Origin of the sequence: Sulfuricurvum sp., from assembly GCF_022759005.1 — a bacterium.
GTDB lineage: Bacteria > Campylobacterota > Campylobacteria > Campylobacterales > Sulfurimonadaceae > Sulfuricurvum.
Map to the genome: position 1 here is coordinate 1 of NZ_JAEMQA010000017.1, position 11,117 is coordinate 11,117.

The 11,117-nt window shown below is 46.8% G+C and carries 11 protein-coding genes and 1 tRNA gene; 8 read left to right on the plus strand and 4 right to left on the minus strand.

Annotation, left to right across the window (positions count from 1 at the left end; translation table 11 throughout):
- Positions 1–52 precede the first annotated feature (52 nt).
- Positions 53–244 carry a helix-turn-helix domain-containing protein gene (locus tag JHC35_RS00915; protein ID WP_295041499.1) on the plus strand — a complete coding sequence of 64 codons (192 nt, stop codon included), beginning with the start codon at positions 53–55 and terminating at the stop codon, positions 242–244.
- Positions 245–336: 92 nt separating this feature from the next.
- On the opposite strand, the gene JHC35_RS00920 is transcribed toward JHC35_RS00915, so the two are convergent.
- Positions 337–412 (minus strand) — tRNA-Ile (locus tag JHC35_RS00920).
- Between the two features lie 150 nt (positions 413–562).
- Positions 563–1,672 carry an FtsW/RodA/SpoVE family cell cycle protein gene (locus JHC35_RS00925; protein ID WP_295041500.1) on the minus strand — a complete coding sequence of 370 codons (1,110 nt, stop codon included), beginning with the start codon at positions 1,670–1,672 and terminating at the stop codon, positions 563–565.
- 79 nt (positions 1,673–1,751) lie between these two features.
- Between JHC35_RS00925 and JHC35_RS00930 the strand changes: the two genes are divergently transcribed.
- The 6 genes from JHC35_RS00930 to JHC35_RS00955 are packed head-to-tail and all read left to right on the plus strand — an operon-like array spanning position 1,752 to position 7,781.
- A complete protein-coding gene (locus JHC35_RS00930) occupies positions 1,752–2,729 on the plus strand; it encodes an RluA family pseudouridine synthase (RefSeq protein WP_295041501.1) in 978 nt (325 codons plus the stop codon).
- Positions 2,674–3,927 (plus strand): fibronectin type III domain-containing protein, encoded by a 1,254-nt coding sequence (locus JHC35_RS00935; protein ID WP_295041502.1) that lies wholly within the window; start codon positions 2,674–2,676, stop codon positions 3,925–3,927. The genes JHC35_RS00930 and JHC35_RS00935 overlap by 56 nt, the downstream gene beginning before the upstream one ends.
- A gap of 3 nt (positions 3,928–3,930) precedes the next feature.
- Positions 3,931–5,103 carry a tRNA (guanosine(46)-N7)-methyltransferase TrmB gene (gene trmB / locus JHC35_RS00940; protein ID WP_295041503.1) on the plus strand — a complete coding sequence of 391 codons (1,173 nt, stop codon included), beginning with the start codon at positions 3,931–3,933 and terminating at the stop codon, positions 5,101–5,103.
- Positions 5,096–5,767 carry an ABC transporter ATP-binding protein gene (locus JHC35_RS00945; RefSeq protein ID WP_295041504.1) on the plus strand — a complete coding sequence of 224 codons (672 nt, stop codon included), beginning with the start codon at positions 5,096–5,098 and terminating at the stop codon, positions 5,765–5,767. Before trmB ends, JHC35_RS00945 begins: the two co-directional genes overlap by 8 nt.
- Entirely contained in the window at positions 5,754–6,566 is an 813-nt protein-coding gene (locus JHC35_RS00950; protein ID WP_295041505.1) for a cell division protein FtsX, read from the plus strand. Before JHC35_RS00945 ends, JHC35_RS00950 begins: the two co-directional genes overlap by 14 nt.
- Entirely contained in the window at positions 6,567–7,781 is a 1,215-nt protein-coding gene (locus tag JHC35_RS00955) for a peptidoglycan DD-metalloendopeptidase family protein (protein WP_295041506.1), read from the plus strand. It begins immediately after the preceding gene.
- A 12-nt stretch (positions 7,782–7,793) separates the two neighbouring features.
- Here the strand turns inward: JHC35_RS00955 and flgH are convergent, their stop codons facing one another.
- Positions 7,794–8,510 carry a flagellar basal body L-ring protein FlgH gene (gene flgH, locus JHC35_RS00960; RefSeq protein WP_295041507.1) on the minus strand — a complete coding sequence of 239 codons (717 nt, stop codon included), beginning with the start codon at positions 8,508–8,510 and terminating at the stop codon, positions 7,794–7,796.
- A gap of 57 nt (positions 8,511–8,567) precedes the next feature.
- On the opposite strand from flgH, the gene JHC35_RS00965 reads away from it, so the two are divergent.
- Complete coding sequence (locus tag JHC35_RS00965; protein ID WP_295041508.1) at positions 8,568–9,011, plus strand: GatB/YqeY domain-containing protein; 444 nt, start codon at positions 8,568–8,570, stop codon at positions 9,009–9,011.
- Here the strand turns inward: JHC35_RS00965 and JHC35_RS00970 are convergent, their stop codons facing one another.
- Positions 9,012–11,027 carry a diguanylate cyclase gene (locus JHC35_RS00970; protein WP_295041509.1) on the minus strand — a complete coding sequence of 672 codons (2,016 nt, stop codon included), beginning with the start codon at positions 11,025–11,027 and terminating at the stop codon, positions 9,012–9,014.
- Positions 11,028–11,117 lie beyond the last annotated feature (90 nt).

The window sequence follows — 11,117 nt, forward strand, 5'->3', positions numbered from 1 at the left end:
AATGATACAACTGTATCCAATACATCAGATAACCAAGATATAGGAGAAAAATATGCTTGAAGATTACATAACAGACAATGAAGTCATGGTGAAATTTGGATTTTCCAAAGGAACACTTGCCAATTATCGTAGTGAAGGGAAACTACCTTACACAAAATTCGGACCTTCGATTGTCTATAAAGTATTGGACATTGTAGATTTTTTGGAGAGAAATAAAATTCAAAAAGCTAAAAAGCGATCATAACCCGTCACCTAAGCCGTCACCCATCTAAAACTTAAAGTATTTTAGATCAATTTTTGAGAGATAAATTAAAAGTTTGATTTGATTGATAAAAGTGGTGGGTCAAGCAGGACTTGAACCTGCAACAACACCGTTATGAGCGGTGGGCTCTAACCATTGAACTATTGACCCGTGTATTAGAAAAGATAATATCTTTAGACTGTTTTACGCCTTGTCTATCGGCAAATTCTTCTTTCAAGTCAACCCCGTTATGAGCGGGGGGCTCTAACCACTGAACTATTGACCCGTTTTAGAAAGAGCGCAATTATAAACGCTCTATTATTAGAGAAAGCTTTTTTTACCCGTATCCCCGTACAAATAGCGGAAGCGATACGCCAGCAGATTTTCCAAAATCGCCAAGATAACGATGAAGTTGATAAAACTGCTCCCCCCATAGCTAAACATCGGCAGAGGAACCCCTACGACGGGGGCGAATCCTATCGTCATCGCAATATTGACCGACATATAGATGAAAAAGAGCAGCGACAGTCCCCCCGCCACGACCTTGATATAATAATCCTCCGTCCAAAAGGCGATCAGGAGCAAATGGGTGATGAGCGCGGCATACAAAAGGATCAACAAGAACGCTCCGAAAAATCCAAACCGCTCGACCACATAGGCGAAAATAAAGTCACTCGATGCGATCGGGAGAAATTTCATCTGTGTCTGGGTTGCATCCTCTTTGTTCTTACCGAAAAACCCCCCCGAACCGACGGCGATAATCGACTGTTCGACGTGGTAACTCGGCTTTTCCCCGACGAAATCGTGTAGGCGCTGTTTTTGGTAATCGTGCATCTGTGAATAGATGAGCGGCAACGAAATGATAAATCCGACGATCAATCCGATCCAAATTTTCCAGTGTACGCCGACGATGAACAAAATCCCATATCCGAGCATTACAAGTACCGTCGCCGTCCCCAAATCGGGCTCTTTGGCAATCAGCAAAAACGGCATCACAATGTAAAAAGAGAGTTTCAAAAACTCTTTGAGGCGATACCCGTCACGCGGCGGCGGCGTACGGCTGATGAGATAGGCGAGCATCAGGACAAAGGCGGGTTTGAGCAGCTCCGAGGGTTGGAGGGTAAAATGGATAAGCGGAATCTCGATCCACCGTTTCGCTCCCAAACGACTGTGTCCGACGAATTCGACCGCGATCAACAGCAAAATACTCGTCCAATAGGCAATCGGGATCATCCAAAGCATTCGGCGAATCGGGAGGAGAAAAAGGGCGATAAAAACGCCGGCACCCACAAACGTGTAAAACATCTGCTTTTGCCCGAGGGTCGGATGGATCTCATAAATGAGCCAACCTGAAGTGAAAATGAGCGGAATCAATAAAATGATGGTGATGAAATCAAAGTGTGCTAAAATTCGACGATCAATATTAAGCACTACGATCCTTCATTTTTTTTGCTAATTGTAGCATAGCGGGCTTATAACTTTATTTTACGTATCCAAAAGGGACCCTGTTTTGACACAAGAAGAGACAATTTTCACGACCGAAGAAGCGATCCGTCTGGATGTTTTTTTAACTCAGCAGCTCGCTCAGACACGCAACCAAATCGCCCAGCTCATCGAGCAAAACTGCGTCACGGTAGATGGCAAAGCGACCGCAAAATCGGGATTGAAACTCAAACCCGATCAAAAAGTCGCAATCCGCTTCCCCGAACAAAAATCGACCCCTGCGCAGGAAATCGATTTCGAGGTCGAAATTTTGTTTGAAGACGAAGACATCCTCGTCATCAACAAACCCAGTTCCCTCACCGTCCACCCCGCACCGAGCGTCAAAGAGCCAACCCTCGTAGACTGGCTCAAACACAAGGGGATTGCGCTCTCGACACTCAGCGGCGAAGAGCGCCACGGAATCGTCCACCGACTCGACAGAGGGACAAGCGGCGCGATGGTCATCGCCAAGAACAACGAAGCCCACGAAGCGCTCTCGCTTCAGCTCCAAGACAAAAGTATGGGACGCTACTATCTCGCGGTGATCACCCCGCCACTCAAAGAGAACATCACAATGATCGACCGCCCGATCGGACGCAGCGCCCATAATCGACTCAAAATGTCGATCAACGAAAACGGCAAAAATGCCAAAACGGCGTTTGCGAAACTCCTAAGTAGCCACGATGAGACCGAAGAGCTGATCGCCTGCAAACTTTTCACGGGGCGAACCCATCAGATACGGGTCCATTTAGAGTCGATCAGCCGCCATATCATGGGCGACCACCTCTACGGAACGTCGGCAAAAAGCGATAAAATGGAACGGATAATGCTTCATGCCTACAACCTTTATTTCACCCATCCAACCACCCAAAAGAGGGTAAATTTTACCGCTCCACTGGGGAATGTGGTGGAAGATTATTTACAAAAACATTTTGATCCAAAGGAATTGCATGCACTCATCGATCCGGTACGCATTGAGCATCTCTTTAGCTCTGAGTCTCTTTAGCGGGTGTGCTCCTCAGCCTGCACCCCAAAAAACGGTCACGATTGATTCGACCCTTCCAACTCCGTCGTTAAACGGTTTTATCGCCGACATCACCTCCATCGCGTTTGAGTGGAAACCTCTCGAAGATCCACGGGTAAGCGGCTACTACGTCTACCGCAACACTCCGGGTGCCGAAGATCAGAAGTTGCAGCGCATTGCGACGATTGATAGCCGTTTTGCAACCCATTTCGTCGATACCGACCTCAAGCCCGGCAGCGAATACCAATACCGCTTTTCAGCGATTACCGCCAACGGAACCGAATCGGTAGCGAGCGAAACGATGCTCGTCGCAACCCAGCCGATGATCGCACCGGTGAGCTTTTTCCAAGCAGTCGGCAATATGCCGCGCAGTGCCAAACTTCTTTGGCGTCCGCATCCGAACGGAAAAATCAACGGCTATATCATCGAACGCCAAGACGCAACCGATCAAAAATGGAATGTCATCGCCACCATCACCGGACGCCTCAATGCCGAATACATCGATCGTGATCTCAAAGACGCCCAAGTCTACCACTACCGCATCAAAGCGACAACGTTTGATAAACTCACCACCGAAGCGAGCGAAGTGAGCAAAGTGATCACAAAACCGCTTCCACCGGAGATCCGTAACATCACATCGACCAACGATTTGCCGCGTGCAATCACCCTCAAATGGGATCCGAGTACCATCAGCGATTTGAGTCACTACAACATTTACCGTTCATCGACGCCGAACGGATCGTTCGACTATCATGCGAAGCTTGAAACGACGACGTTTACCGACAACATCACCGAAGACGGAAAATTCTACTTCTACAAAATCACAGCGGTGGACAAAGACGGCCTAGAAAGCCTCCAATCTTCGGTTGCGACACAGGGTTCTACCCTCTCAAAACCGCAAACACCGATTGCATATGAGGGGAAAATCGTGAACAAAGTCGCCGAATTGCAGTGGAAAAATACCGATCCGCGCACCGTCAGCTATACCGTCATCAAAACGACCAAAACCAGCTGGATCAGCCGCGAGACAATCGACATTAACAACATCACAGATACCAATTTCCGCGATACCGATGTCAAAGCCGATACCACATACCTCTATGAGATTGTAAGCGTGGATAAAAACGGCATCCGTTCACTCCCGACGCAGGCTATCGAACTCAGCTACGAGGCTAAATAACGAATGCCGCATTTACATCTCGAATCGTTTAATCCGCTCTCTTTCCCGACACGTCAGGGGGAAGTAGAGTTTTTATTTCAGGCCGACTATAAAAATCCTGATGAGGGTTCTCTCATCGCCACCCGCTACAAAGGGAGAGATTTTTTTCTGGTCTGCAAAAACGGAGCCAAAAAACTTCTCAAGAGCGATAAAGTAACTCGCCCTTCGCCAAACTTTATCCTCAAGCATGCGATGCTTGCCTACGCGGAGTGTTCAGGTTCCAAAATCATCGATTCGAATGTCGATAACGCACCCGAAAATACCCATCTCAAAACTCACGATGCGCTAAAAACCATCTCCTATTTTGCCGATAATTTCCCACGCGAACGGGAAGTACGCATCGAAATCGGATTCGGTTCGGCGCGCCATTTGCTCCATCAAGCCGCCGCCAATCCTGACGTTCTCTTTATCGGACTGGAGATTCATAAACCCTCGATCGAGCAGGCGCTCAAACAGATCGTAATCCAAAATCTGAAGAACATCATGATCCTCGATTACGATGCGCGGCTGTTTTTGGAGTTCGTCCCTTCCAACATCGTCGGTAAAATCTACGTCCATTTTCCGGTGCCGTGGGATAAAAAACCCCACCGACGCGTCATCTCTGAAGCGTTCCTCAAAGAATCGGAGCGGGTATTAAAAATCGGAGGCACATTGGAACTTCGAACTGACAGCGAAGAGTACTATCGCTTTGCACTGGAAACCTTCAGCGCACCGCGCCAAAGCCGCTTTGATGTCCGCAAAAACCAAGAGATCGCAATTGTCAGCAAGTATGAAGATCGCTGGAAAAAGATGGAGAAAAACATCTACGATGTTACCTTTACGTGTGAAATAGAATCACCCGAACCCGATGAAAGCACTACGTTTGCGTTTAGCACTTCATCCATCGCCCCCGATAAAGTCGATGCTCTCTCAAAAGAGACCTACAAACGCGAATGGGGATTTATCCATGTCGAACGGATCTACGATCTCAATGCGAACGATCGGATGATCCGTCTGGCGATGGGAAGTTTTGACCGCCCAGAGAGTACCTATGTCCTCATCCAAGACGGAAAACCGAGCTACTACCCTGCTTTGCCGGTCCGCTCTTCCGCAAACCTCAAAGCCCATATCTTATTAGACGAGTTGTTACATGGATAAAGTTATTATTGCCGAAAATCTCTCCCTCTCGTACAAAGAGTTTGAAACCATCATCAGTAAAGCGTCATTCTCGATTGATGCGGGAAGCTTTGTATTCATTACCGGTGCCAGCGGAAGCGGTAAATCGACACTGCTCAAATCGCTCTATGGAGCTATCGAGCCGCGAGGAGGACAACTGGTCGTCGGCGGGGTCAAGATGAATAAAATCAGTACCTCGAAGCTCAACTTTTTACGCCGTCACATAGGGATTGTCTTCCAAGATTATAAACTGATCAAAGAGTGGACGATTGAGAAAAACGTTATGCTCCCCCTAATCATCTCAGGTTACACCAAAGAGGTGAGCGATCCGCAGATTCAAAAGCTTCTCAGCCATGTCAAACTCACTCACCAAGCGGGTAAATACCCCCCTGAACTCTCCGGAGGAGAGCAGCAGCGTGTCGCCATGGCGCGGGCTTTGGCGCACAATCCGATTTTGATTTTGGCGGATGAACCGACGGGAAATTTGGACGAGTATTCGTCCGAAGTGATTTGGAATTTGTTGGAAGGGGCGAACACACAGCTCAAAACCACGATCGTGGTCGTAACGCATCGCGTCCCTTCCTCTATCAGTGTTCCGTACAAACATTTTCACATCGAGATGGGAAATATTCATGAAATCGCTTAAAAATCATATCTCGCTTATCGTCGCCCTCTTCACCGTATTGTTCGCCGTTCAAATCTACGTTGCGGTCGATCGCACCATCGATGCCTATGAGACACGGCTCAAAAACGACTATTCGATCATCGTCGTTGCCAACAAAGCACTCACAGTCGATGAATTCAAAGCGATGGATTCGATCATCGACCGTAGCGAACCGATCGCAACCGATCAGGTGTTACAACGCCTCAAAGGGGAGATGGCACCGAAAAACTTGGAGCTGCTCAAACTCACCCTGCCGAAATTTTATCGCATCTATCTCAGCCGATTTCCGACACCCGAAGAGATCGCGAAACTCCAAAAACGGCTCGAAAAAAATAGCTCCATCCAACGGGTAGAGGGGTATGCGCAAACGCATGACACCGTCTATAAACTGATGCTCTTGTTCAAAGACGTCGTTCAGATTTTCTCGATCGCGATTGCGGCGGTCACCTCGTTACTGATCCTCAAAGAGATGCGTTTGTGGCAGTTTCAGCACGCTGAGCGGATGTCGATCATGGCACTCTTCGGTGCTCCAGTATGGCTCCGATCCGCCGTCTTGTTCCGACTTGCGATCGTGGATGCGATTATCGCGACGATTCTCGTCTGTATCGCTTTTTTCATCTTCGAAGAGAACGGATGGATGGATATGCTTCTGCGAACCGTCGGTATCACGATCGATCTGTTCGATTTTCTCCATGACGGTATCCGATCATTGATTATCGCCCTGAGCGTATCGATTATTTTGACTTTGACGATTGTTATCGGAAACGATGAAGAGGAATAAATGAGAATCCCCCTTTCCCTCCTCTTGATCTCATTACTCTGGGTCTCTCTGCCGGCGGCAAAAATCGATGAAAAGATTCAAAACACCTCCAAACAGCTGAACCAAACCAAGCAAACCTACTCGACGCTAAATGCAAAACTTGAAGCGACCGCCTCGAAGATCATCCAGCAGCGCCAAATCGTAGATGTACAGCAAGAGAAAATCAATGCCCTCGTTGAAGAGCTCAAATCCAAAGAGAATATCTATCAGTCGAATAAAATGACGCTCAAAGGGCTGGAAGCACAACAAGCGATCCTCACCAAAACCCAAAATGACATCGAACAGCGTCTCGTGTTCGCAATCGCACGCAACACCTCTATCTCACTCCTGATCAACGACGATCGAGCAAAAGAGGCCGATGCGATCATCACCGAAGAGGCACTTAAACTCCATCTCAAACAAATCCAGCAGGAGATCAAAGATCTCAATGCCATTTTCGTCTCCAACGCCGAAAAAATTTCGGGTCTTTCGTCTCAAACGACCGTTTTGAAACAATCGATCTCGGTTATTGATCAACAAAAAAACAAAGTATTAGAGACCAAAAAAGCAAATGAAAAAGCGATTTCTCAACTCGAACAAGAGAAAAACGAGTATAAGAAATCGTTGGACAAGATTCTCAATCAACAACGTACACTCCAAAATACCCTTGCCAGCCTCAACATTATCAAGCAAGAGTCTCTCAAGCCAAAAAAAGCCCCTCCGTCGTTGGTTGCACCAAAGCCGGGGTCCAAACCGGTTCCCGAAGATGTCCAACAAGCCGTCGCACAGTATAGTCCCTCAAGTGTTGCGGCATATTCGGGTGAACGTACGATCGCACCGCTGGATGGCTATGTGGTTACCAAACGTTTCGGACCGTATACCGATCCGATCTACGGCATCAAAATATTTAACGATTCCGTATCATTGCGTCCGACCCAAGAGGATGCGAAAGTCAAAACCGTCCTCAATGGAAAAATCATTTTGGCAAAACCGACGGCGATGTTGGAAAACGTCGTCATTATCGAACACGACAACGGATTGCATACGATTTATGCCCATTTAGACAAAATCGCACCGACGGTAGAAGTGGGAAAACGGGTTAAACAAGGCTCTATTATCGGACGCGTCGGAAGAGAATTAATGTTTCAGGTAACACAGAGAAATGCCCACATCGACCCGATGCAGATGATCCGATAAGAAATTTGGTCCTTAAAACGGCCAAACCGCTTCTACGAGTTTGCTTCCCCATCCGCGCTGAGTTGCACGGTCCACATCCCCTTCATTCGCATAAAGGATTTTCGCATCAGAAATTTTGGCGGAGTTGATCTGATTGTTTTGATCAATGTCATACGGGCGGATGACGCCACTAAGCTGCATGATCTGTTTTTGATCGTCCACCATAATCTCGCGGCGACCGGTGATGAAATAGTTGCCGTTTGCCATCACTTTGACGATGCGTGCCGATACTGTTGTTGTAAAAGAGGCGTTTTTGGTCGCACTGCCTGAACCCTTATACGATGATGTGGAGCCACCGGTAAAGCCGATATTTGCCAATCCGTTCAATTTTCCGACCTCGGAACTAACCGCCGAATTTTGTCCGGCAGTGCTGAATATACCGCCGTTCAATCCAAGCGTATCAGCTTCGGATAGGGCTTTTTTACCCACATTTGAGCTGCTCGCCGTCTCTGAAATCACAACCGTTACGACATCGTTGACATGCATCGCTTTGTGATCGGAAAAAAGCGGGCTATCCCCTTGACCGAACAAACTTCCCCGTGCGACAAAGGTGTTCTCCTCTTCGCGTGAGGGCATCTCTTCAACGTATTTTGGCGGTGCGAACGTAATTTCAGGCTCAGTCAAACGCGCATTGCATCCGTTGAACAATACAGTTGCCGAAAGTATCGATAAATAAAGTGGTATGCGCATTATCCCATCCGAGTCATATTTGGCTATAATAAGCAAAAATAGTTCCAAGGAATCGGCATGAGTTTAAAAGAACAAATCAATAACGACATCAAAACCGCCATGAAAGAGAAAAACGTCCCTCTACGCGATGCATTGCGTTTACTCAGCAGTGCGATGAAACAAATCGAAGTAGATGAGCGTAAAGAACTCAGCGATGATGACATCATCAAAATCATCCAAAAGCAAGTCAAACAGCGCCAAGACGCTATGGCACAATACCGTGAAGCGGGGCGTGAGGATCTATACGAGCAAGAAGCAGCGGAAGCGGCAATTTTCGAGACCTATTTGCCAAAACAGCTGAGCGACGACGAGTTAAAAGCAGCCGTTGCGGCAATCATCGCCGAAACCGGAGCCGAGACGATGAAAGATATCGGCCGTGTTATGGGAGCCGCTTCCAAAACACTCGGTGCGACGGCTGACGGCAAACGGATCAATGAGTGCGCCAAAGCGCTTTTGAGCTAATTAGAGCTGGTGGGGGCGACCGTAATGGAACCCCTGCGCGTAATCAACCCCGATCTCTTTTAGGATGTCGAGCGTTTCGGCATCTTCAACATATTCTGCAATCGTTTTCTTCTCGAACTCTTGAGCAATTTGGTTGATGTGTTTGACGAAAATACGGTCTTTTTCATTGACCGCAATATTTTTGACAAATTCCCCGTCAATTTTGAGGAAATCGGTATCAAAATATTTTAGATAGACAAACGATGAGAAACCGGATCCGAAATCATCCAGCGCAAACGAGATGCCGACCTGTCTCATCTCCTCAATAATATCCATCAATCCGTTCACATTATGGATCGCTTCACGCTCCAAAATTTCAATGGTGACCCCATTTTCTTCTCCATTCGGATTTTTGGCATAATGTTCTTTAATAACATCGACGTATTCTCCGCTGAAAAGGCTCTTAGTAGAGAGGTTAAAGAAGAACCGTTTATTCCACATTCCCCGCTCTTCTCGTGCGCTCAACCCTTTTGTCAAAATAATCTGATCGATTTTAGAGGCAAATCCGAGGCTCTCAGCCACTTCGATAAACTGCCCTGCCGCCATGTAGCGTTGTCCGTCACGGATACGTGCCAATACTTCATAGCCGTATATTTCACCGCTTTTGACATTGTAGATCGGCTGAACAAACGGCTCAACCCGATCTTCATCGATCGCACGTCGGAGGAATTCCCCTTTTTTCTGGATCTCACTTGCGATCTCCTGATCACTTTGATCGGCACGGGCAATCGTGTTTTTCCCCGCCCGTTTCGCTTTGTACATCGCCAAATCCGATCCGGCCAAAAGGCTTTCGATATTCTCCCCTTGCTCCGGATATTCCGCAATACCGAAACTCGCCGTCAATGAAACCTGATCGTACATCAAAGAGATCGGGGTCGCTTCCAAAGAGGCACGCAGTTTTTCGACCACCGCATGACCGTTTTCATACGGTGTTTCAGGGAGGATTACGGCAAATTCATCTCCGCCGATACGGGCCAAAATATCGACATTTCTTAGATTCGAAGAAAAAATCTTGGTTACTTCTTTGAGAACCAAATCCCCCGATGCATGTCCGTAGGTATCGTTGATGTATTTGAAGTTATCCAAATCGATCATCAAAATCGTAAATTTATGGCGATGACGGACGGAGCGTTTTACCTCATACGTCAAAAACTCTTCAAATTTACGACGGTTGTACAACCCCGTGAGGTAATCGCGATCGGAAAGCTCTTGGAGCTTTTCGTAATAATCTTGGATCGAATCGAGCATTTTATTGAAATAGTTTTCAATATTTTTCACTTCCATGATTTTCGTTTTGAGACTGATCCGTTTGGCCATATCGTTATTGGTGATAATGTCTTGGATCATCATGATAAATTGTTTGATCGGCTGAACGAGTAGTTCATTGAGTTTGTAATACAGAACCGCAAAAATGATAATCGTAAACGCAATAAAAAAGACGATGAATGAATTGATCATTGTCGTGAGTGAAATTTTGAGGTTGGCAACTGGGAAACGGACGTCGATAACGCCGTTAATGTCTCCGATTTTAGCATTCGTATGGCACGCTACGCACTCTTTTTTGACAACGATCGGATAGAGGTAGCGGATTTCATCATCCCCCGTCAGTATATCTTCACCCCGCATCGCTTTGGCAACCATCGGGTCGTTTTCACGCATCTGTTTATCATTGCCGTGATCACCGAAAAGTTCAGCGACAATGGGACTGCGATACGCATTGATTTTCATTTGCGGTTCGACTTCATTGAGGCGAACGATAATCGAGTCGAGTTCTTTTTTACTCCACCCTTTTTCCATCGCGGAATAAAGGGCTTCAAACGCTAAACGGCTCGTTTTGCGCGCATCGACACGGGCAAGATCGTCAACCGCACGCTTTTTGATGTAGATTCCGTATAAAAATGCAACAGCTAAACTGGTCAGGAGAGAAATGACAACGGTCTTAGCGACGAGCCGCTTGTAAGTAGTACAATTTTTCATAATAAAATAAACCTGATAATCTAAAATTTTTATATTATGGGCACCTCTAAAAACCCACCTCAAAACTCAATAAGCACCGATCCGATAAAA

Bases quoted from the DNA above. Each gene is read 5' to 3' on its own strand.
- JHC35_RS00915 (WP_295041499.1), top strand. From the start codon at position 53: ATGCTTGAAGATTACATAACAGACAATGAAGTCATGGTGAAATTTGGA.
- JHC35_RS00935 (WP_295041502.1), top strand. From the start codon at position 2,674: ATGCACTCATCGATCCGGTACGCATTGAGCATCTCTTTAGCTCTGAGT.
- trmB (WP_295041503.1), top strand. From the start codon at position 3,931: ATGCCGCATTTACATCTCGAATCGTTTAATCCGCTCTCTTTCCCGACA.
- JHC35_RS00945 (WP_295041504.1), top strand. From the start codon at position 5,096: ATGGATAAAGTTATTATTGCCGAAAATCTCTCCCTCTCGTACAAAGAG.
- JHC35_RS00950 (WP_295041505.1), top strand. From the start codon at position 5,754: ATGAAATCGCTTAAAAATCATATCTCGCTTATCGTCGCCCTCTTCACC.
- JHC35_RS00955 (WP_295041506.1), top strand. From the start codon at position 6,567: ATGAGAATCCCCCTTTCCCTCCTCTTGATCTCATTACTCTGGGTCTCT.
- flgH (WP_295041507.1), bottom strand. From the start codon at position 8,510: ATGCGCATACCACTTTATTTATCGATACTTTCGGCAACTGTATTGTTC.
- JHC35_RS00965 (WP_295041508.1), top strand. From the start codon at position 8,568: ATGAGTTTAAAAGAACAAATCAATAACGACATCAAAACCGCCATGAAA.
- JHC35_RS00970 (WP_295041509.1), bottom strand. From the start codon at position 11,027: ATGAAAAATTGTACTACTTACAAGCGGCTCGTCGCTAAGACCGTTGTC.